The organism is Kribbella sp. NPDC050820 (assembly GCF_040653975.1).
In the GTDB taxonomy this organism is placed as follows: Bacteria; Actinomycetota; Actinomycetes; order Propionibacteriales; family Kribbellaceae; genus Kribbella.
In genome coordinates, this window is sequence record NZ_JBFAHB010000002.1 from 205,181 (window position 1) to 225,114 (window position 19,934).

At 70.7% G+C, this 19,934-nt stretch carries 18 protein-coding genes and 1 pseudogene; 11 read left to right on the forward strand and 8 right to left on the reverse strand.

Translation table 11 applies throughout. The features are described from left to right. Nucleotides 1-180: 180 nt before the first annotated feature. Nucleotides 181-1,269: an enolase C-terminal domain-like protein gene (locus AB0H36_RS03290; RefSeq protein ID WP_360515669.1), complete on the forward strand. Its 1,089-nt coding sequence runs from the start codon at nucleotides 181-183 to the stop codon at nucleotides 1,267-1,269. Here AB0H36_RS03290 and AB0H36_RS03295 read toward each other — a convergent pair. Both AB0H36_RS03295 and AB0H36_RS03300 read right to left on the reverse strand, forming a co-directional pair. Further along, entirely contained in the window at nucleotides 1,244-2,107 is an 864-nt protein-coding gene (locus tag AB0H36_RS03295) for a hypothetical protein (RefSeq protein WP_360515672.1), read from the reverse strand. The genes AB0H36_RS03290 and AB0H36_RS03295 overlap by 26 nt on opposite strands. Next, entirely contained in the window at nucleotides 2,104-2,676 is a 573-nt protein-coding gene (locus tag AB0H36_RS03300) for a sigma-70 family RNA polymerase sigma factor (RefSeq protein WP_360515675.1), read from the reverse strand. The genes AB0H36_RS03295 and AB0H36_RS03300 overlap by 4 nt, the downstream gene beginning before the upstream one ends. A gap of 178 nt (nucleotides 2,677-2,854) precedes the next feature. On the opposite strand from AB0H36_RS03300, the gene AB0H36_RS03305 reads away from it, so the two are divergent. Then, entirely contained in the window at nucleotides 2,855-3,529 is a 675-nt protein-coding gene (locus tag AB0H36_RS03305; RefSeq protein WP_360515677.1) for a lysoplasmalogenase, read from the forward strand. Here the strand turns inward: AB0H36_RS03305 and AB0H36_RS03310 are convergent. Continuing rightward, a complete protein-coding gene (locus AB0H36_RS03310) occupies nucleotides 3,498-4,937 on the reverse strand; it encodes an alkaline phosphatase PhoX (RefSeq protein WP_360515680.1) in 1,440 nt (479 codons plus the stop codon). The genes AB0H36_RS03305 and AB0H36_RS03310 overlap by 32 nt on opposite strands. A 174-nt stretch (nucleotides 4,938-5,111) precedes the next feature. On the opposite strand from AB0H36_RS03310, the gene AB0H36_RS03315 reads away from it, so the two are divergent. Then, nucleotides 5,112-5,516 (forward strand): hypothetical protein, encoded by a 405-nt coding sequence (locus AB0H36_RS03315; RefSeq protein ID WP_360515683.1) that lies wholly within the window; start codon nucleotides 5,112-5,114, stop codon nucleotides 5,514-5,516. On the opposite strand, the gene AB0H36_RS03320 is transcribed toward AB0H36_RS03315, so the two are convergent. The 3 genes from AB0H36_RS03320 to AB0H36_RS03330 form a co-directional block, all read right to left on the reverse strand. Then, a complete protein-coding gene (locus AB0H36_RS03320) occupies nucleotides 5,508-6,842 on the reverse strand; it encodes an FAD-dependent oxidoreductase (RefSeq protein WP_360515686.1) in 1,335 nt (444 codons plus the stop codon). The genes AB0H36_RS03315 and AB0H36_RS03320 overlap by 9 nt on opposite strands. A gap of 230 nt (nucleotides 6,843-7,072) precedes the next feature. Next, a complete protein-coding gene (locus AB0H36_RS03325) occupies nucleotides 7,073-9,799 on the reverse strand; it encodes an AAA family ATPase (protein WP_360515689.1) in 2,727 nt (908 codons plus the stop codon). Nucleotides 9,800-9,855: 56 nt separating this feature from the next. Further along, a complete protein-coding gene (locus AB0H36_RS03330) occupies nucleotides 9,856-10,482 on the reverse strand; it encodes a sigma-70 family RNA polymerase sigma factor (protein WP_360515692.1) in 627 nt (208 codons plus the stop codon). 180 nt (nucleotides 10,483-10,662) lie between these two features. Here AB0H36_RS03330 and AB0H36_RS03335 point away from each other — a divergent pair, with 180 nt between their 5' ends. From AB0H36_RS03335 to AB0H36_RS03345, 3 genes are all read left to right on the forward strand, one after another. Beyond that, nucleotides 10,663-11,220 carry a GNAT family N-acetyltransferase gene (locus AB0H36_RS03335; protein ID WP_360515695.1) on the forward strand — a complete coding sequence of 186 codons (558 nt, stop codon included), beginning with the start codon at nucleotides 10,663-10,665 and terminating at the stop codon, nucleotides 11,218-11,220. 93 nt (nucleotides 11,221-11,313) lie between these two features. Then, complete coding sequence (locus AB0H36_RS03340) at nucleotides 11,314-13,047, forward strand: FAD-dependent oxidoreductase (protein ID WP_360515698.1); 1,734 nt, start codon at nucleotides 11,314-11,316, stop codon at nucleotides 13,045-13,047. A gap of 86 nt (nucleotides 13,048-13,133) precedes the next feature. After that, nucleotides 13,134-15,500, forward strand: coding sequence for a glycosyl hydrolase (locus AB0H36_RS03345; RefSeq protein WP_360515701.1), 2,367 nt, complete (start codon nucleotides 13,134-13,136; stop codon nucleotides 15,498-15,500). Here the strand turns inward: AB0H36_RS03345 and AB0H36_RS03350 are convergent. Next, nucleotides 15,476-16,126, reverse strand: coding sequence for a hypothetical protein (locus tag AB0H36_RS03350; RefSeq protein ID WP_360515704.1), 651 nt, complete (start codon nucleotides 16,124-16,126; stop codon nucleotides 15,476-15,478). The genes AB0H36_RS03345 and AB0H36_RS03350 overlap by 25 nt on opposite strands. A gap of 113 nt (nucleotides 16,127-16,239) precedes the next feature. On the opposite strand from AB0H36_RS03350, the gene AB0H36_RS03355 reads away from it, so the two are divergent. From AB0H36_RS03355 to AB0H36_RS03375, 5 genes and pseudogenes are all read left to right on the forward strand, one after another. Then, complete coding sequence (locus AB0H36_RS03355; protein ID WP_360515707.1) at nucleotides 16,240-17,169, forward strand: ABC transporter ATP-binding protein; 930 nt, start codon at nucleotides 16,240-16,242, stop codon at nucleotides 17,167-17,169. Further along, the gene (locus AB0H36_RS03360) at nucleotides 17,166-17,933 is read left to right on the forward strand and encodes a hypothetical protein (protein WP_360515710.1); all 768 of its coding nucleotides are present in this window, start codon (nucleotides 17,166-17,168) and stop codon (nucleotides 17,931-17,933) included. The genes AB0H36_RS03355 and AB0H36_RS03360 overlap by 4 nt, the downstream gene beginning before the upstream one ends. Further along, nucleotides 17,930-18,466: pseudogene (locus AB0H36_RS03365) on the forward strand (FAD-dependent oxidoreductase); the annotation flags it as partial. The gene AB0H36_RS03360 and the pseudogene AB0H36_RS03365, both read left to right, overlap by 4 nt. A gap of 20 nt (nucleotides 18,467-18,486) precedes the next feature. Beyond that, nucleotides 18,487-19,056 carry a hypothetical protein gene (locus tag AB0H36_RS03370; RefSeq protein ID WP_360516051.1) on the forward strand — a complete coding sequence of 190 codons (570 nt, stop codon included), beginning with the start codon at nucleotides 18,487-18,489 and terminating at the stop codon, nucleotides 19,054-19,056. Between the two features lie 14 nt (nucleotides 19,057-19,070). Next, nucleotides 19,071-19,517, forward strand: coding sequence for a hypothetical protein (locus tag AB0H36_RS03375; protein WP_360515713.1), 447 nt, complete (start codon nucleotides 19,071-19,073; stop codon nucleotides 19,515-19,517). Here the strand turns inward: AB0H36_RS03375 and AB0H36_RS03380 are convergent. Further along, nucleotides 19,497-19,922 carry a DUF1801 domain-containing protein gene (locus AB0H36_RS03380; RefSeq protein WP_360515716.1) on the reverse strand — a complete coding sequence of 142 codons (426 nt, stop codon included), beginning with the start codon at nucleotides 19,920-19,922 and terminating at the stop codon, nucleotides 19,497-19,499. The two genes, AB0H36_RS03375 and AB0H36_RS03380, sit on opposite strands and share 21 nt — an antisense overlap. Nucleotides 19,923-19,934: the final 12 nt, after the last annotated feature.

Here is a 19,934-nt window from a genome sequence, read left to right on the forward strand (position 1 = left end):
GATAGGGCAATCCTTACCTGGCCCCCGGATTGTGCGTTGTCCGACGATGGTCACCGGAGCGCTCACAGACCCGGCGCGTACGTCTGCCTGAGCTAGCTCCTGAAGACGCTCGACTAGGTCTGCGCGGGCTGGGCAGGATGGGCGAGGACCAGCACGCGGAGTCTGACGCACGGAGGACGGATGAGTCTGTCGGGGCATGTGGTGAGTGGGATCAGTACGGCGGAAGTGGGGTCGGAGTACATCCGGGAGGTTGGGCGGAACTCGTTTCGGGGGCATCACGGGCGGGGTGGGCGCGAGACGGCGTACGTGGTGGAGACGGACCGGGGAGCGGTTGGGTGGGGGCTCCCGCTGTTGGCGGGGGATCCGGCTGGGGTGATCGGGCGGAACGTGGCGGAGCTGATCGACCCGGAGCGTGGGGTCATCGATCCGCAGGCGGAGTTCCTGGACTACGCGTTGCATGATCTGGCGGCGCGGATTCTCGACGTACCGGTGTACGCGATGCTCGGCGGTGCGGGGCCGGCCAAGGTGCGGTGCTACAGCGGTGGGATCTACCTGGACGACCTCGACCCGGAGGACGCGCCGGCCGGGCTGACCGCGATCAAGCAGAACCTGGCGCAGGACCACGAGTTCGGCTTCCGCGACTTCAAGCTGAAGCTCGGCCGCGGGTACCGCTGGATGCCGTACCAGGCCGGCCTCGACCGGGACATCGAGGTGACCCGGCTCGCCCGCGAGCTCTACCCGGACGCCGAGATCCTGGTCGACCCGAACGACGGCTTCAGCGTCAACGCGCTCACGTCGTACCTGGAGGCCGTGTCCGACTGCCGCCTGTACTGGATCGAGGAGGTGTTCGCCGAACGCCGTGAGGACCTCGAGTTCCTGCGCGACCACTTGGCCACGCTGCCGTGGCGGCCGCGGATCGCCGACGGCGAGTTCGACCCGGATGCCGGCTACATCCTGCGGCTCGCCCAGGCCGGTCTGGTCGACGTCGCGCTGATGGATGCCGTCGGCTACGGCCTGACCGCGTGGCGGCGGTTCATGCCGGAGCTGAAGGCCACCTCCGCCGAGGGCTCACCGCACGCGTGGGGCGCGCCGCTCAAGACCCTGTACGCCGCCCACATCGCAGCCGGACTCGGGAACGTCCCCATCATCGAGGGCGTCCCCGGTCACATCCTCGGCACCGATGGCGACGGCTACGAGTTGGCGGACGGCCACCTCAACCTCTCCGACCGCCCCGGCTTCGGCATCACTTTGGCTGGTAGTTCCAGATGAAGCTGCGACGGCAGGTGCTCGGGTCCGGATGCGGGTTGTCGCTCATCCAGCCGACGAGCTTGCCGTTCGGGTCGATGTAGCAGGTTCGCCCCTGGGCCCGCCACTCGCCGTCGTTCTTCGGGCTGCTGTACACCAGCGTGCCGGTGGCGTCGTACCCGTGGATCGTGTACGGCAGGGGAGTGGCGTCGGTGTGCGGGCCGCGGACCCGGACGTACGGGACCGCGGTGAAGAAGAACCCGTGCCGAAGCACCGCGTCGACCGGGGACTGGTTGCCGACAGCCACGGTGATCCGGGTGACGTGCGCCGCGTAGGTGCCGGCGCCGATCATCCGGGTCTCCACGGCGCGGTACTGCGGCTGGTCCGTGCCGCTCGTCGTGGACTGGATCACCATGTCCTGGGCGTTCAGCCCGCAGGCCGTCCACAGGCCGAGCGAGGTGTTCTTGATGACCACCCAGGAGGTGGTGAAGGCGTTGGCGGGCGCGTTCGCGAACCTGAACCCGTCGACCACCTGGTAACCCTCGCGCTGCTTGATCATGGGCAACCGGCTGCGCGAGAAGCAGATCTTGCCGTACTTGGACTTGTCACCGGCAGTCAACGGCTCGGTGGTGAGGGGCTGGGGGTCGCCGCTGACCGCGGGCTCGCTGTTGTCGCGCCGCAGCGCGGGCAGACCGATCGCCAGGCCGGCGATGATCGCGACCACGGCCGCGGCGGCGACCAAAGGGACGAACCTGCGCCGCGGGGTGGTGGCCGAATCCTGCTCGACGATGGCTATCAGCTCGGCGCGCTGGCGGAGGCGGGTCTCGGGACGGAGGTCGTGCTCCGGAGGAGGCGTGGTCATGACTGCGGCTCCACGGGGGACAGAAGGTTCAGCTCGCGCAGGTGATTGCGGGCCCGGGAGAGCCGGGACTTCACCGTGCCGATCGGGACGTTCAGTGCGACCGCTGCGGCCTGCTGGTCGAGGCCGGCCCAGATGCAGAGCTCGACGATCTCGCGCTCCTGCGCCGGCAGGTGCTTCAGCGAGGCGCGGGCCTGCTGGATCCGGCGGTCGTCGTCGAGGCGCCCGGCCACGTCGTCGGCGTGGTCACGGACGTGCTCGACCAGCTGGTGCGCGGCCGACAGCGCCCGGCGGTAGCGCAGCTTGGCGCGCCACGCGTTCCGGACCGTGTAGTCCGCGGTCCGCAGCAGCCACGGCAGCGCGGAGTCCCGGTCGAGGACGACGTCGGTACGGCGTCGCCACGCGTGCAGGAACACGGTCGACGTGAGGTCCTCGGCCTCGCTCCAGGAGCCGGTCCGCCGGTACAGGAAGTTGTAGATCGCCTTGGCATGCCGGTCGTACAGCTGCCCGAACGCCTCGGAGTCGCCGCTGGTGGCCCGATCCCACAGGCTCCGGTCCGAGATCGTCGACATGATGAGGCCATCCTGCACGGCCTGGAGCCCGCTCACGAGTCATTTCCACAGGTGCTGCCGCGCATCCGCGCTCCGATCGCCTCGTCAAGACTGCCTTGCACCTGTCTTGTGTCGAGCGGGCACGGAAGGTTCCCACCGATTTCACCGGGGGCTCACCGAGGGTGCGGACACTCGCGGCATGAGACTCGGGCGGCTGGCGAGCGGGCGGTGGCGGTTGGCGGCGTACTGGGGCGCGACCGTGGTGCAGGTGGTCGCCGTCGCGTGTGACGTGAAGGTGCTGAAGCAGGCGAGCAAGGTGTCGCTGATGCCGCTGCTGCTGTCCTGGGCGCGGACCGAGAAGGCGTCACCGTTGATCCAGGCCGCGCTGCTGGCGTCGGCCGCCGGTGACATCCTGCTGGAGACGGATCTGCAGCTGGCCGGGATCGCCGCCTTCGCCGCGGCCCACGCCTGCTACCTGGCCTTCTTCCTCGGGCAGCCAGGACAGCGGTCGTGGCGGGTGATAGCGGCGTACGGCGCTCTCTGGGCAGCCCTGATCGCGGTCCTGGCTCCCGGGTTGGGCGGCCAGCGTGTCCCGGTTGCGGCGTACGCACTGTTGCTGACCGCAACCGCGATCGCCTCGCGCTGGCACAACCCCCGCAGCGGCCTCGGCGGCACCCTGTTCCTGATCTCCGACGCCCTGATCGCGATGCGCCTGGCCGGCCGCGACTTCCCCGGCCGCGGCGCCCTCGTCATGTCGTCCTACGCCGTCGGCCAGTACCTCCTCACCTCCGGCGCAGGACAGGAGGGCCGCCCAGCGGACGGCCCTCGGATGTCAGTCGGGCTCAGCCCAGGTAGTCGCGCCAGGGGCCGGTGATGGCGAAGGTGATGCCGGGGGACTGCAGGTTGACGAAGAGGACCTTGCCGTCGTTCGAGAACGCGGGGCCGGTGAACTCGGAGTCGTTCAGCATGTTGCGGGCGATCGCGTACGTCGGGCCGCCCGGCGTCGAGCTCAGCACGTGGCTCGAGGCGTTGCCGTCCTCGGCCAGGACCAGCGAGCCCCAGGGGGTGACGGTGACGTTGTCCGGGCTGTCGAAGTTGAAGTCGTCGTACCGCGCCTCGGCGCCCTTGTCGGCGGCCGCGTTCTCCGGGAAGTACGTGACCAGCTGGATGGTCCGGGCCTGGTAGTTGTAGAACCACACCATGCCGTCGTGCGGGACGGCGTCGGCCGGCAGGTCGGCGGTGCCGGACTCGGCGTACGAGTTCACGACGTACACACCCTGGTCGGTGCCGAAGACGCCCTCGAACTTCTTGCCGCGGGTGACCGTGCCGTCGGCGAGCTGCCGGCGGCAGGAGACCGAGACCGCGTCCCGGTCCGGCACCGGCACCCAGGCGACCCGGAACGGTCGGAGCAGCTGGGCCGACGTCAGGTAGGCGACATCCGGGATCGGCTTGCCGTCGTCACCGAGGATCGCCATCGCCTCGAGGGTGCCGAAGTCGACGTCGGCGAGCTCCTGCCAGCTGTCCGGGCCGAGCTCGTACCCGCGCGGTCCGCTCCAGCGGTAGAACAGGCCGTTCGGGCCGGAGGCGTCCTCGGACAGGTAGATGTGGGTCCGGTCCTCGTCGACGGCCAGGGCCTCGTGGGCGTACCGGCCGAGCGCCTTCAGCGGGACCGGGTGCGCGGTCTTGCCGTCGCCCCAGACCTCGAACACGTAACCGTGGTCCTTGAGCCGGGTGGTGCCGTTCGCCTTGGACTCGGTCTCCTCGCAGGTCAGCCAGGTGCCCCACGGGGTGTGGCCGCCGGCGCAGTTCGTGAGGGTGCCGGAGATGCCGACCCACTCGCCGAGGTTGGTGCCGTCGCGGTCGACCGAGATGACCGTGCAACCGCCGGCCGCGCCGACGCCCGCGTCGTACACGGTGCCGGCGAGCGGCGGTACGCCGAGGGCGTTGGCGCTGCCGATCTCGTGGTTCTGGATCAGCAGGTGCCGGCCGCGGTCGTCGCGGAAAACCGCGGTGCCGTCGTGCGCGCCAGGGGTCGGCTGGCCGGTCTTGAGCTTGGTCTCGCCGGCCTTGGTGACGATCTTGTACCGGAAGCCGGGCGGCAGCGCGAGGACGCCGGCCGGGTCGTCCAGCAGCGGCGGGAACGGGCGGTGCGTCGGGTACGGCGAGTGCTTCGGTCCGGGCGTGGCCTCGGCGAGCGACGGTACGGTTCCGACGGTGGCGAAACCGACCCCGGCGGCGCCGGCGGCGGCTCCCCGGAGGACGGAACGGCGGTCAACGGACATGACTGGTTGCTCCTCGGTGCGTAGGCGGGCGGGCGGCCCCAGGCGATCCTGCCCGCGCCCGGCTGCCGCGGGGCAAACAACAAAAGAACAAACACCCGCTCCGCTCGCCGGGCGGTGGAGGCGTGGCTGCAACGATCTGCCCCCGTCGGTCGTCCATAGTGGGAGGTGATGTCGATGCGAAGGTTCAGTGTGCTGGCGGCCGCGGTCGCGGTGACGGTGCTACTGGTTGCGTGTGGCAACGAATCTGGGACGGAAGGACAACCGATGCCCTCGACGGGGAGCAGCAGCACACCGGCGCCCGACCCGAGTACGCCGCCGCCGCCGGCGGGCGGACCGGCCGAGCTGGCCAAGGCGGATCTGGTCAAGCGGCTCGGCGTCGAGCCCGGCCAGGTGACCGTGGTCAGCACCGAAGAGGTCACCTGGCAGGACGGCAGCCTCGGCTGCCCGGAGCCCGGGATGCGCTACACCCAGGCCCTCGTCAACGGGTCCCGCGTCGTCCTCGAGGCCGGCGGGAAGCAGTACCACTACCACTCCGGCGGCGCGCGCCCGCCGTTCCTCTGCGAGAACCCGTCACGCTGAGCGCGACTCCAGCACCGGTACGTCGGACTCGTTGACGAACGCGTCGCGGGGCCGCTGGACCGAGGCCAGCGAGACGATGTCCCGGCCGTAGAACAGGGCAGCCACCCAGACGGCCAGCACGCGCACCTTCCGGTCCCAGGTCGGCACCGCCAGCACGTGGTACCCGCGGTGCATCAGCCAGGCGAGCAGACCCTTGACGACGATCCGCTTGTACTGGAAAATCCCGCTGCCCAGGCCCAGTGTCGCCACCGCGCCGAGGGTGTGGTGGAGGTACTTCTTCGGCTCGCGCCCGCGCAGCGACCGGAGTAGGTTCTTCGCCAGCAGCTTCCCCTGCCGTACGGCGTTCTGCGCGTTCGGCACCGTGAACATCCCGGGCGCCGCCGCGAGGTCGGGGATCGCCGCGTCGTCACCGGCCGCCCAGGCGTCCGGCACGAACTCGTCCTCGGTGCCGATCCGGAGGTCGGCGCGGGTCTGGATCAGGCCGCGCTCGGTGACCGGGAGGTCGGTGTGACTGCGGATCAGCCGGGTCGCGGCGTTGCCGGTCGTCCAGACGATCAGGTCCGAGTCGAACGCCGTACCGTCGGACAGCAGGACGCGGCCGTTCAGCGCGGACACCAGCGTGGTCTCCAGGTGGACCCGCGCGCCCTGGCGCTCGAGCCGGTCCCGGACCCACTGCGCCTGGCGGTCGCCGACCTCCGGCAGGATCCGCCTCGTCGCCTCGACGAGGTGGAAGTGCAGGTCGTCGCGGGTGAGCTCGGGGTAGGACTTGAGCAGCCCGTTGGCCAGCGACACCAGCTCGGTGAAGCCTTCGACACCGGCGAAGCCGCCGCCGACGAAGGTGACGGTCAGCAGCCGCTCGCGGTCCGGGCCGGGCGGCAGCACCGAGGCCTCGTCGAAGGCGGTGAGCAGGCGGTCGCGGATCGCCACGGCCTCCTCGACGTGCTTCATCCCGATCGCGTGCTCGGCCACACCGGGCAGCGCGAACGTCCGGGTCACCGCGCCGGCGGTCACCGCGATGATGTCGTACGGCATCTCGAAGTCGGCGCCCTGGACCGGGTGGATGGTGACCGTCCGCCGGGCGTGCTCGATCCTCGTGACCGAGCCGGCCACGACCCTGCTGCGGCGCAGGTTCCGCCGCAGCGAGATCGCCGCGTGCCGCGCCTCGATCGACCCGGCCAGCACCTCCGGGAGGAACGGCTGGTAGGTCATGTACGGCCGTGGATCGACGACGACGATCTCGGCCTCACCCTTGCGAAGTTTCTTCTCCAGCCTCCACGCCGTGTAGAAACCGGCGTACCCACCGCCGACCACAAGGATCCTGCGCACTTTTCGGACCTCCGATTGGTTCTGTCTCTCTACAGATAAGACAGTTGAGACCCCCGATTTGTGACCTAGGGCGTGGCTCCCAACTCCGCGCCTACTGCGCGGCACTCGGCACGGCACCTCGCCGCACTGGCCCGGAGGCCACGATGCTCCGCATCGAGACCTCCGCTCCAGCACGCCGATGCACCGCACCGAGCACCTGCTCGCGACGGCGCGGAGTTGGGAGCCACGCCCTACCCAAGGATCGGGCCGAGCTGGCGACGGGAGGTGATGCCGAGCTTGGTGAAGACCTTGCGCAGGTGCCACTCGATGGTGTGCTGGCTGAGGAACATCTGGGCGCCGATCTGCGCGTTCGTCAGTCCGGAACCGGCCAGCTCGGCGATGTGCGCCTCCTGCACGGTGAGCACGTCCACCGCACGGCCGGCTCGCTCGTCGACGGCCTCGCCGGCCGCCGCGAGCTCGTGGCGGGCGCGCTCAGCGAAGGCCGCCGCACCGGCCGCGGTGAGCATCTCGTACGCCGTGCGTAGCCGAGCACGCGCGTCCTGTCGCCGACCGGCCCGCCGCAGCCATTCGCCGTACAGCAGGTGGGACCGGGCCAGGTCCATCCGGACCCGCGTGCGGCCGATTCGCTCAATGGCAGCTTGGTAGCCGGCCTCAGCTTCCGGGCCGGGCGTCAGCAGGGCGACCGAACGGTCGAGGAGGCCGAGCGCCCAGTCCGTCCCGGTGGCCTGCGCCAGCTCGGTCATCCGGTCGAGCGCCTCGGTCGCCAGCTCCCGCTGCCCGGCGCGGACGGCGGCCTCCACGAGCTCCGGCAGCGACCAGCTGGCGACTCCGAGATCCTTCGGATCCGAGGCCGCCGCCTGCGCCGAGGCGAGCGCTTCCGGATACCGGCCGACGCTGTTCATCAGTACGGCGTTCGCCCACCGGGTGTACGACATCCCGGCGCCTTCGCCCCTGGTCGTGACCTCCTCCAGGGTGGATGCGATCAGCGGAGTCGCCTCGTCCACCCGGCCGCGCATGACCGACAGCCCGATGGCGCCGTACGGAGCAAGGCCGATACCTGTGGCGTCGGCGATCGTCCGGATCTCTGCGAGGAGGGCAGCGGCGGCTGGGATCTCGCCGGCGAACAGATGCAGGTGCAGCCGGGAGTTGAGGACGAGCGGCAGCTCGGTGAGGTCGCCCACCTCGCGGGCCAGCTGGACGTGGCGCGCGGTGAGGACGTCCCAGTGCTCGAAGTCCCAGAGGTCGACGGAGGTGCGCGACGCCAGCCAGAGCCAGCGCATGTCGCCCGGGTCTGCCCGGCTCTCGTCGGCGAAGGCGGCGATGGCCTCCCGGGCCATCGGCACCGCCGCCGGGTAGCCGTCGGTGAACGAGACGGCCAGGGTGTCGAGCACGAGATCCTGCTTGCGCGGGTTCTTCGGCTGCGGGGCGGCACGGGCGGCCTGGGCGACCTCGGTCTGCGGCGAGCCGTCGGCGAGGACCCCGGCGAACATCGCCGCCATCATCGCGTCGAGGTAGGTGTCGCGGGCGAGCGCGAGGTCGAGTGATTCGAGGCGGCGGGCCGACTCCAGGAGGAGCTGCGCGGCCGCGGCGCCGTGACCGGAGGCGAAGGCGATCTGGGCCCGGAGCAGGTTCACCGTGGCCTGGTGCAGTTCGCCGGGCGACCACTCGTCGGCGGTGACGAGCAGCTTCAGCGCCGGCTCGAAGGCGCCCGCCCGCATCGTGGCCTGGGCCGCGGCCACCGCCCGGTTCGCGCGGGTGGTCGGGTCCGGGGTCAGCTCGGTGGCCCGCTGCAGGAACGCAGCGGTGGCCGCAAGACCGCCGCGGCGTTGGGCCCGGTCGGCGGAGGCGATCAGCTCGGCGGCGACCGCCTCGTCGGGCTGGTCGGCCGCCTGGGCGCGGTGCCAGGCCCGGCGATCGGGATCGGTCGTGGGGTCGATCGCGTCGGCGAGCGCTTGATGCACAGCGCGCCGGTCGGCCGAGACGGCGGCCCGGTACGTCGCCGACCGGACCAGCGGATGCCGGAAGCGGACCCGTGCGCCCAACTCGATCAGACCGGCTGCCTCGGCAGGCCCGGCCGCACTGGCCGGGATGTTCAGCGACTGAATTGCCCGGAGCAGCAGCGGTACGTCGCCGACCGGCTCAGCGGCCGCGGTCAGCAACAACCGCTGAGTCTCAGGTGGCAGCAACTGCACCCGTTGCGCGAAGTTCTGCTCGATCTGGCTCGCCAACGGCCGCGCATCCGGCCGCTCGAACCCACCGGCGAGCTCGGCCGCCGTCAGCCCGCGCGGCAGCTCCAGCAGGGCCAGCGGGTTGCCCCGGGTCTCGGACACGATCCGGTCCCGGATGTGCTCGTCCAGCCGCCCGGGTACGACGGAGTCGAGCAGTGCCCGCGCATCGTTGTCCGCGAGTCCGCCGACCACGAGCTCGGGAAAGCCCCGCCACTCCGGCGCGGTCGCCGGATCCCGCACCCCGAACACGACGCCGATGCGGTCGGCGAACAACCGCCGGCCGACGAAGGTCAGCGCCTGGGCCGAGGCCTGGTCGAGCCACTGTGCATCGTCGATCACGCAGAGCAGCGGCTCCCGGTCGGCCACCTCCGCGAGCAGGCTCAGCACCGCCGCGCCGACCAGGAACCGGTCCGGCGGCCCGCCGAACTCCAGGCCGAAGGCAACGGCCAGGGCAGCGCGCTGCGGCGGCGGCAGGTGCTCGGCGAGGTCGAGCATCGGAGCGCACAACTGGTGCAGGCCGGCGAACGGGAGCTCCATCTCGGACTCGACCCCGGACGCGTGCGCGACCCGGCATCCGCCGGCGTTGCCGGCCACGTACTCGAGCAGTGCCGACTTCCCGATCCCGGCCTCACCGCGGACGACGAGGACCTGGCCCTGGCCGGCCCGGACGTTCGCCACCAGGCGATCGAGGGACTCACCCTCCGAGCGCCGACCGCGAAGCACCGTCATGGCTCCCTATTCTCTCACTGAGAGGCTGGAGCCAGGAGTGGATCAGGCGAGCTGTCTCACGCAGCCTGTTCGGTCAGGCCGGCGGTCAGGAACTCCTCCAGGTCGGCCAGGTCGCCGGCCCGGGACGCGGAGACCAGCGCCCGGACGAGCTGGCTGTGGGCATCCGGGGTGAACGGCCGGCGGCGGTCCGAGGCGAGCCGGTCGCGGGCCCGCTTCACCAGCTGCCGGGCGTTCGGCGCACCGATCCGCAGCTTCTCCGCGATCCGCTGGTACGGGTACTGGAAGCCCTCCCGCAGGACGTAGGAGGCCCGCTCGGCCGGCGAGAGCCGCTCGAGCAGCACGCGGGCGGCGAGGTCGATGGACTCGTTGCGCTCGGCCTGGGTGTGCGGGTCGGCGCCGTCGGCGGCGGCGTTCTCCTCCGGCAGCCAGGTCGCGACGTACGTCTCGTGCCGGCGCCGCGCGCACTTGACCAGGTTGATCGCGAGCCGGGTCGTGGTGGTGGCGAGGAAGGCGGCCGGGTCGATCACGGCCGACCGGTCGGTGCGCTGCCAGCGCAGCCAGACCTCCTGCACGACGTCCTCCGCCTCGGGCGCGTTCCCGACGATCCGGTAGGCGATGCCGAACAGCCGGGGACGGACCACGACGAAGACCGATGCCGCCTGGTCCAGGGTGGTTGCACTCATGTTCCGGCTCCTCTCATCGGTCCCCGAGGTGACGGATCCACCGTCACCCCTGGACCGTGGTGGCCGCGCCCTGGAAGTCCGTGGTCGGGTCCGTGGTCACCCCGGGGACCGCGTGTCACAGGTGCCAGGGCTACGTGGTCAAAGGTGCGTGAGTCCGGGACACAGCTGCGGAGGGAAGAGATGAAGCCGAGTATCGAGACCGAGCGACTGGTGATCCGGCCGTGGCGCGACACCGACGCGTCGGACGCGCTGGGCATCTACGGCGACGAGCACGTGACCCGCTGGCTCACCCCGGCGATGACCTGGGTGCCGAGCGTGCTGGCGATGCGCGACGTCCTGCACCGCTGGATGGCCGAGGACGTGCCGCCGGTGCGGCACTGGGCCATCGAGCTCCGTGACACCGGCCGGGTGGTCGGCGGGGCGGCGGTGCTCCGGCTAGCGCCCTGGGAGGACCTGGAGATCGGCTGGCAGCTCGCCCGGACGGCGTGGGGCAACGGGTACGCCGCGGAGGCCGGAGCCGCGGTCGCGGACTGGACGATGCACCACACCGACGTGGACGAGCTGTTCGCCCTGGTCGGCCCGACGAACGCCCGCGCGGCCGGGACCGCGAAGCGGATCGGGATGGAGCTGATCGGCGAGACGGACCAGTACCACGGCCAGCAGCTCAATCTCTACCGGCTCCGGCACTACGACCTCGCGTACCACGCCGACGCCGGCGAGCAGGCGAGTGAGACGTGACAGACAGCCGGGCTGTGACCGGAGTGACAGTCACAGACCGCCTTACTGGGCTGTCCTAGTTGTGACACCCGAAACCGAGTCAAAGGAGATTCGATGAAGACCACCGAACAGCAGATCGCCACCTCAGTCCTGGTGATCGGAACCGGTGGTGGGGGGTTGCGCGCCGCGATCGAGCTGGCCGAGCAGGGTGTCGAGGTGCTTGCCCTGGGCAAACGCCCGCGCTCGGACGCGCACACGTCACTCGCCGCCGGCGGGATCAACGCGGCCCTGGCCACGATGGACCCGGAGGACAGCTGGCAGCAGCACGCGGCCGACACGCTCCAGGAGAGCTACCTGCTGGCGAACCCGGAGACGGTGCAGATCGTCACCGAGGGCGCGGCCCGGGGCATCGAGGACCTGGAGCGCTACGGCATGCCGTTCGCCCGGGAGGCCGACGGCCGGATCTCGCAGCGGTTCTTCGGCGCCCACACGTACCGGCGGACGGCGTTCGCGGGGGACTACACCGGACTTGAGATCCAGCGCACGCTGATCAACCGGGCCGTCCAGCTGGGCGTGCCGATCCTGGACACCGTGTACGTGACCCGGATCCTGGTGCGCGACAACAAGGTGTTCGGCGCGTACGGGTTCGACCTGACCACCGGTCGGCGGTACGTCATCCACGCCGACGCGGTGATCCTGGCCGCGGGCGGTCACACCCGCATCTGGCGCCGTACGTCGTCCCGTCGTGACGAGAACACCGGTGATTCGTTCCGGCTGGCGGTGCTGGCCGGCGGCAAGATCCGGGACCCCGAGCTGGTCCAGTTCCACCCGTCCGGCCTGATCGAGCCCGAGAACGCAGCCGGGACCCTGGTGTCCGAGGCGGCCCGCGGCGAGGGCGGCCAGCTGCGGAACGCACTCGGCGAGCGGTTCATGGCCCGGTACGACGCGGAGCGGATGGAGCTCTCGACCCGGGACCGGGTCGCGCTGGCGGCGTACACGGAGATCATGGAAGGCCGCGGCACGCCGAACGGCGGGGTCTGGCTGGACGTGTCGCACCTCCCGCGGGAGACGATCATGCGCCGGCTGCCGCGGGTCTACCAGACGCTGCTCGAGCTGCAGATGCTCGACATCACCAAGCAGCCGATCGAGATCGCCCCGACCGCGCACTACTCGATGGGCGGCGTCTGGGTGCGACCCGAGGACCACGGCACCGGGGTCGACGGGCTGTACGCGATCGGCGAGGCGGCCAGTGGGCTGCACGGCGCGAACCGGCTCGGCGGCAACTCGCTGATCGAGCTGCTCGTGTTCGGCCGGATCGTCGCCGAGGAGGCGGCCAAGTACTCGATCGGACGGCAGTCGCAGGAGCGGTCCGCGGACGCGGTCGCCGAGGCCCGTGCCGAGGTCGACAAGCTGCTGGCGAGCGACGGCGAGGAGAACGTCCGGGCGCTGCAGCGAGCGCTGCGCGACACGATGACGAACCGGGCCGGCGTCGTCCGCGACGAGGCCGGGCTGCTGGCCGGCGTGTCCGAGCTGGTCGAGATCGAGGAGCGGATGACGAAGATGGGCGTCCACCCCGACATCGCCGGCTTCCAGGACCTGGCCCACGCGTTCGACCTGAAGTCGTCCGCGCTGGCCGCCCGCGCCACCCTCGACGCGGCGCTGGAACGCCGCGAGACCCGGGGCTGCCACAACCGCTCCGACTACCCGGAGATGGACGAGTCCCTGCAGGTGAACATGGTCTGGTCCGGGCCGGGCGCGGTGGAGCGCGAGGCAATCCCGCCGATCCCCGACGAGCTCCGCGCGCTGATGCGCGACGACATCACCACCGAGGGAAAGCTGGTCGAGTGATCTGACCGGTACTGGTCACCGGCGTTGACTCTCCGCAAGGTCCCGGGTTGGGGTGGTTGAACCGAGACTTGCGGAGGTCGGGACCTGTGCCGACGGTGGACGACGTACGACGGCAGTTCGCGGAACCGCCGCCCGACGGGCGGCCGATGATGCGCTGGTGGTGGTTCGGTCCGGCCGTCGACCAGCGCGAGCTGCGCCGCCAGCTGGAGGCGATGGCGGCGGCCGGGCTCGGTGGTGTCGAGGTCGCGTTCGTCTACCCGATGAGCTCGGTGGACGCGCCGTTCGGGTCTGACAAGTTCCTGCAGGACGTGGGGTTCGCGGCGCGGACCGCGCGCGAGCTGGGGCTGCGGTTCGACCTCACCCTGGGCAGCGGCTGGTCCTTCGGCGGCGGCCACATCGGCCCGGCGCTGGCCGCGCGCCGGCTGACCTGGGACCGCCGCGAGATCGGCGGCGAGGCGTACGACGTCCCGGTGGTCGCGGGCTGGCCCGGTGACGAGGTGGTCGCGGCGTTCGTCGGGGCCGGGTCGGCCGGGCTGCCCACGTCGTACGACGAAGTTGCTGTGAGCAACGGGATGATCCGGGTGCCGGCCGGGAACGGACCGCGGGAGGTGCTGATCGCGACCTCGCGGCTGACCGGGCAGAACGTCAAGCGGGCCGCGGCCGGCGCCGAAGGCCCGGTGCTCGACCACTACTCGCGGGCCGCGGCCGAGGAGCACATCAGGTCGGTGGCCGAGCCGCTGCTGGCGGCAGCCACGCCGGAGTTGGTCGGGTCGGTCTTCTGCGACAGCCTGGAGGTCTACCAGGCCGACTGGACGCCGTCGATCTTCGAAGAGTTCGCCCGTCGGCGCGGGTACGAGTTGCGGCCGCGGCTGTGGGAGCTGCGGACGGAGTCCCAGGTCCGCATCGACTTCTATCGCACGCTGTCGGAGCTGTACGAGGACAACTTCGTCACCGTCTTCCAGCGCTGGGCGGCAGCGCACGACGTGCCGTTCCGGATCCAGTCGTACGGCGAACCGCCCGCGACGATGAGCAGCTACCGCCATGCCGATCTGTTCGAGGGCGAGGGCTGGGGATGGACCCGGCTGCCCGAGACGCGGTGGGCCTCCTCGGCGGCAAGCATCTACGGCCGTTCGGTTGTCTCGGCCGAGGCGTGGACGTGGGTTCACTCACCGTCGTTCCGGGCGACTCCGCTCGACCTGAAGGGCGAGGCGCACGAGCACTTCCTGTCCGGCGTCAACCAGCTGATCGGCCACGGCTGGCCGTACTCGCCGTCCGGTGAGCCCGGCCTCGGCTGGATCTTCTACGCCGCGGGCGCCCTCGACGACCGCAACCCCTGGTGGCCGGTCGCTCCGGACCTCTTCGGCTATCTGCACCGGCTGTCCTGGCTCCTGCAGCAAGGCACGCCGGTCCGGCCGGTCAAGGTGTACGTCCCGGCCGCCGACGCCTACGCCACCGGGTCCTTGAACCTCTATCGCACCGTACGGCGCCTGATCGGCACCGACATCCCGCGGACGATCCGCGAGTCCGGGCTGGACTTCGATCTGATCGACGACGACGCGATCGGCGTGATCGACCCGGCCGGCGTTTCGCTGGTCGTCGTACCTCCGTCGGCGACCGTGCCGGCGGACACCAGGCGGTGGCTGGATGCGGTGGTCGCGGCCGGGGGAGTGGTGGTCGATGACGTCGCCGAGCTTCCGGATCAGCTGCCCGAGCGGTTGCCGGACGACGTCGGTGTGGTGCATCGGCGGCTCGACGACGGGGATGTCTACTTCGTCGCGAACACGGGCAACCAGATGCGGACCTTCAGTTGTGATGCCGGGGTGGTGGAACTGTGGGACACCGCGACCGGAGCGACCAGGGTGTCGTCGGGCTCGGTGACATTGCATCCGTATCAGGCGGTTGTCCTCGTGCCGGTCGGCGATGGTGAGGAGCGGTTGGTGGCCGACGTGCCGTTGCGGACGGTCGAGGGTTCGTGGCAGGTCGATCCAGCTCGGTTGGCCGCGACAGGCTCGGCGTCGTACGAGGTCGAGCTCGAGCTTCCGGCCGTCGACGACCGGATCGTGCTGGACTTCGGTGACGGGGCGCCGGCCGAGCGGGACAGCTATCTGCCGGAGCACTCCTACCAGGCGTTGATCTCGTCGCCGGTCGGTGTCGCGGCCGAGGTCTGGGTCAATGGGACCCGGTGCGGGACGCTCTGGGCGCCGCCGTACCGGATCGACATCACCGATGCCGCGAGGGCGGGATCCAACTCGCTGCTGATCGTGGTCTACAGCACTGCCACGAGCGCCTTGGCTGCGGACCAGCACCTGCCGGAGTTGGTCGAGTCCGTCACCGCTCGCTTCGGCCGGCGGTTCGATCTGCAGGACGTCGACCACGCGGCCGACTTCGAGGACTCCGGACGGATCGAGCCACCGGCCATCGTGCTGCGTCAGCTCGGGAAGCGCGGCTCGTAGCTCCGCGAGACCTCGTGCACCTTGCGGAGGCCGACGTACGCGAGGAGGGCCACGACCACGACGGCCGTGCCGGCGGCGACCAGGGTACGCACGGTGTGTCCGGCGCCGGCCGCCTCGCAGATCACCGCCGCCAGCACACCGGTGACCACCGAGTTGATGACGCCGACGACCACCGGTGACCCGGACAGCCAGTGCGTCACCCCGATCCGGCGGCGGAAGCTGTAGGTCGTCCAGATCCCCGGTGGGTCGTCGTGGTGGCTCGCGATGAAGTATGGCTCGAGCTCCGGTGCGAGCTCGACGTACGCGTGCCGCAACCGGTTCATGCCGATGATCAGCCAGGTGTCCTCGATGTCCGCCTCGATCAGCCGGAAGTACGTCCCGAACCCGACCAGCAGCACCACCGGCAGCACCAGCAGCGCGAACGTCGTGAACCCGGAGCCGAACCCGGTCGCGTTCGCCACCAGCGACAACGCCACCACGGCCGCCGACAGCACGGTCAGGTACGTCCCGGTCCGGCTGAAGATCTCCTGCCACGTCATCCCACGCGTCGCCAGCAAACTCCAGTGCTCGGTCGCCAAAAACTGCGCATGCGTCTTCCCGGCATCAACATCCCTGAGCTCTCCCATTCCCCGAGTGTGACTGCCGCCACAGCGTTCCGGCCACGGCGTGAGCGGGGCACGCGATCGAGAGTCGTTGGTTGGGTGTTGACAGTCGATAGGTGAGCATCGATTATCGATAGGTGATCAGTATCCGGGGATTGACCAAGCGGTACGGCGACGTGCTGGCGGTGGACGAGTTGAGCTTCGAGGTGCCGGCCGGGCAGGTGACCGGGTTCCTCGGGCCGAACGGGGCGGGGAAGTCGACCACGATGCGGATCGTGATGGGCCTCGACCGGCCGACGGCGGGGACGGCGCTGGTGAACGGGCAGCGGTTCGTCGAGCTCACCGAGCCGCTCAACCAGGTGGGGGCGCTGCTCGACGCGGGCGCGATGCATCCGGGCCGGACCGGGCGCGGGCATCTGCGGATCGGTGCCCGGAGCAACGGGATTCCGCTGCGGCGGGTCGAGGAGGTCATCGAGCAGGTCGGGCTCGGGTCCGCGGCGCGGCGGCGGATCAAGGGGTACTCGCTGGGAATGCGGCAACGGCTGGGGATCGCGGCCGCGTTGCTGGGCGACCCGCAGGTGCTGCTGTTCGACGAGCCGGTGAACGGGCTCGACCTCGACGGGGTCCGGTGGATCCGGGCGCTGCTGCGCGGGTTCGCCGACGAGGGCCGGACCGTGCTGGTGTCCAGCCACCTGATGAGCGAGATGCAGCTGATCGCCGACCGCATCGTCATCATCGGCCGCGGCCGGCTGATCGCCGAGGCGCCGGTCGACGAGATCCTGCGCGGCCTGGGTGGTCAGCGGGTCCGCATCCGCACACCGCAGATCGACGTACTGCAAGAGGCCTTGGCCGATCGGGCCGCCGTGGAGCGGACCGCGGCGGACGAGCTGGAGGTGACCGGTCTGACCGCCAAGGAGCTCGGCGATCTCGCCTACTCGCTGGGCCTGCCCGTGCATCACCTGGCCGGGCTCGAGCAGTCGCTCGAACACGCCTACCTCGCGTTGACCGAGGAGAGCGTCGACTACCACGGCAGTGCGCCGGCGTACGCGGACGGAGCGAACAAATGAGCACCCCGACTGTCCTCGCCCGTACCGGCAACGGCGAGTGGAGCCGGCTGTGGAGCGTCCGCTCGACCTGGATCTTCGCGATCGCGACCGCCATCGTCGTCCTCGGCTTCGCCACGATCATGGGGTACGACGTCTCCGACGACCCGACCGGTCCCGGTCCGGACGCGACTGCGTGGGACGGCGGCCGCTTCACGGCGATGTTCGCGCTGTTCGGCGTACTCGCGTTGTCCGTCGTCACCAGCACCGCCGACCACGGCACCGGCGGCATCGTGCCGACCTTGCAGTGGACGCCACGCAGAGGCGTGCTGCTCGCCGCCCGGACCACAGTCATCGCGGCCACGATGACGTTGCTGGGTGTCGTGCTCGTGGCTGCGGCCAGCGTTGTCGTCTGGTCGTTCCGGCCGTCGCTCGGGCTGCCGCTCGGCGAAGGAATCAAGTCACTCGCCGAACTCGCCTTCGTGTGGGCCGCCGGTGCGCTGCTCGGGATCGGGTTGGGCTTGCTGACGCGCAGTACGGCGGCCGCGCTGGTCAGCGTGATCGCGCTCATGTTCGTGCTACCGCTGATCCTGGCGCAGCTCCCGTACGACTGGACCGTCACGATGTCCGCCCGCATGCCCGGCTCCAGCGCGCTCTTCCTGATCTTCGGCGAGGGGCCGCGCGACGACATGACGACGATCTCGGCCAGGCTCACGCTCGGGCTGTGGGCCATCGCGCTCGTCGTTGCCGGCGGGTTGCGGCTGATCCGGACCGACGCCGACCGATGAGCACCAGCGACGTACTGGTGGTGGGAGCCGGGCTGGCCGGGCTTCACACGGCCACGTTGCTGGCTCAGCACGGGCATGACGTCCTGCTGGTGGAACGCCGTACCAGCTTGACCACTGCGATTCGGACCACGGGCATCTTCGTGCGGAAGACGCTCGATGATTTTGCGTTGCCTGCCGAGTGCCTCGGGCCGCCGATCCGTCGGGTGGTGCTCTACCCGCCGGATCTGCGGCGGCCGGTGGCGTTGGTCAGCAAGCGCGACGAGTACCGGGTGGGCGACATGGGGCCTCTCTACCTGGCGGCGGCCGAGCGAGCGGTGGCGGCAGGCGTACGGATCGCGCTGGGCACGCGGTATGCGGGCTGGCGCAGTGGCGCCTTTCATCTGGTCGATCGTGACGGGCCGACTCAGGTGCGGGCCCGGTACGTCGTCGGAGCGGACGGAGCGCGGTCCCGGGTGGCGCGGGATCTCGGCCTGGATCGCAACAGCCACCTGCTCGTCGGGGCCGAGGAGGTCTTCTCGATCCCGTCGAGCGCGGAGCCGCGACGTTCCACTGTGTGCTCGACCCGTCGATTGCTCCTGGCTATCTCGCGTGGGTGGTCAACGACGGGCAGCATGCGCATGTCGGTGTCGCGGGCTACTCCGATCGCTATCCGGACGGCATGCGCAAAGCCCTGCAACGGTTCAGCAAGGAGGCGCCGGGATTGGCCGGCGTCAACCGGCCGGTCGACGTGGAGCGGCGTGGCGGGCCGATCCCGGTCGGCGGTCTGTTGCGGCGAATCGGCTGTGCCGACGGCTTGCTCGTCGGCGACGCGGCCGGGGCAGTCTCACCGCTCACCGCAGGCGGTCTCGATCCCTGTCTACGCTTGTCCTCGCTTGCGGCCGAGGTCCTCGACAGCGCGCTCCGAGGCGGCGCGGCTGCATTGCCCGCGTACGACGGTGCCGCCTTGCGTGCGCACTTCCGCGGGCGGCTGATGTTGCGCCGAGGCTTGGCCCAGGTGCGCACACCGGCTGCGGCATCCCTCGCGTTCACCTTGCTCCGCACCCGTCCGGGACAGCTGGCCGCTCGCCGCATCTTGTTCGGCGACAGGTCCTTCCCCACCCGGACGGAGGCATGGTCGCGGTGATTTAGGGTGGGACGGTGGAGAGTGAGCCGAGTTGGCGCGAGAAGCGACGTGAGGCGTCTGCCGCCCACGCGGCCGCGCTCGAGCAGCGCAAGGCGGCTGAGACCGCTCAGGCCCGTGCCCTGCTGACAGACTTCGTCCAGCAACTGCGGGCCAGAGGTGTCGAGCCCCAGGCGCTCCGTGCACCCGTGACGGGCTCGAGCGCCAGCTACCGGACCGACATCACCGGCTGGTACCTCCGCCGCAACCACTCACTCGCCGTCGACACCGACGCCAACTTCTACATCCTCGGCACCGCCGCCAGCGTGAAGTCCCGCGTCCTGGGCGTCCGGATCCTGCCCTCCGACCCACCTCTCACCGTCGGCCTCGGCGCCCGCGACGGCGAATCCATGCCGTTGCAGCAGTTGCTGGCCCTCCGCCTCGAAGAGGTCGACAGCCGGCCGTCAGATACCGGTACGAGTTGAGACAGCGATCAGTTCGCGGACAGCAGGTCGCCGCACCTCCTCGAGAGTGGTGAGTTTGAGGCTCCGCATGCTGAGCGTGCCGCCGACCTGACGGCCGCCTGCGGTAGGCAGGAGGCCGTCAGGGTCGGGGAGCTCACCGCCGCGGTAGAAGCCGAGGGTGACGTGGTTCTTGAACGGCATCAGGTAGGCAAACTGCTCGGTGTACTTCTTCGGCCCGACACCCCAACCGACCGAGCCCTGCTTCTTCCAGACCACCTCGACGGTCCCGGGCAGGACGTCGTACACCAGGTCGCGTACGGCGCGGGCGAGCGACTGGACGTGGTCGCCCGACTCGGCGATGACCGACTCGAAGTCCGCGTCGTTGTCGCGGCCCTCCTGGTTCACGACGCCTGCTGCTTCCGCCATGGCTGCAGTTTG

Bases quoted from the DNA above. Each gene is read 5' to 3' on its own strand.
- AB0H36_RS03380 (WP_360515716.1), bottom strand. From the start codon at position 19,922: ATGGCGGAAGCAGCAGGCGTCGTGAACCAGGAGGGCCGCGACAACGAC.
- AB0H36_RS03300 (WP_360515675.1), bottom strand. From the start codon at position 2,676: ATGTCGACGATCTCGGACCGGAGCCTGTGGGATCGGGCCACCAGCGGC.
- AB0H36_RS03295 (WP_360515672.1), bottom strand. From the start codon at position 2,107: ATGACCACGCCTCCTCCGGAGCACGACCTCCGTCCCGAGACCCGCCTC.
- AB0H36_RS03340 (WP_360515698.1), top strand. From the start codon at position 11,314: ATGAAGACCACCGAACAGCAGATCGCCACCTCAGTCCTGGTGATCGGA.
- AB0H36_RS03290 (WP_360515669.1), top strand. From the start codon at position 181: ATGAGTCTGTCGGGGCATGTGGTGAGTGGGATCAGTACGGCGGAAGTG.
- AB0H36_RS03350 (WP_360515704.1), bottom strand. From the start codon at position 16,126: ATGGGAGAGCTCAGGGATGTTGATGCCGGGAAGACGCATGCGCAGTTT.
- AB0H36_RS03310 (WP_360515680.1), bottom strand. From the start codon at position 4,937: ATGTCCGTTGACCGCCGTTCCGTCCTCCGGGGAGCCGCCGCCGGCGCC.
- AB0H36_RS03325 (WP_360515689.1), bottom strand. From the start codon at position 9,799: ATGACGGTGCTTCGCGGTCGGCGCTCGGAGGGTGAGTCCCTCGATCGC.
- AB0H36_RS03330 (WP_360515692.1), bottom strand. From the start codon at position 10,482: ATGAGTGCAACCACCCTGGACCAGGCGGCATCGGTCTTCGTCGTGGTC.
- AB0H36_RS03315 (WP_360515683.1), top strand. From the start codon at position 5,112: ATGCGAAGGTTCAGTGTGCTGGCGGCCGCGGTCGCGGTGACGGTGCTA.
- AB0H36_RS03360 (WP_360515710.1), top strand. From the start codon at position 17,166: ATGAGCACCCCGACTGTCCTCGCCCGTACCGGCAACGGCGAGTGGAGC.
- AB0H36_RS03335 (WP_360515695.1), top strand. From the start codon at position 10,663: ATGAAGCCGAGTATCGAGACCGAGCGACTGGTGATCCGGCCGTGGCGC.
- AB0H36_RS03305 (WP_360515677.1), top strand. From the start codon at position 2,855: ATGAGACTCGGGCGGCTGGCGAGCGGGCGGTGGCGGTTGGCGGCGTAC.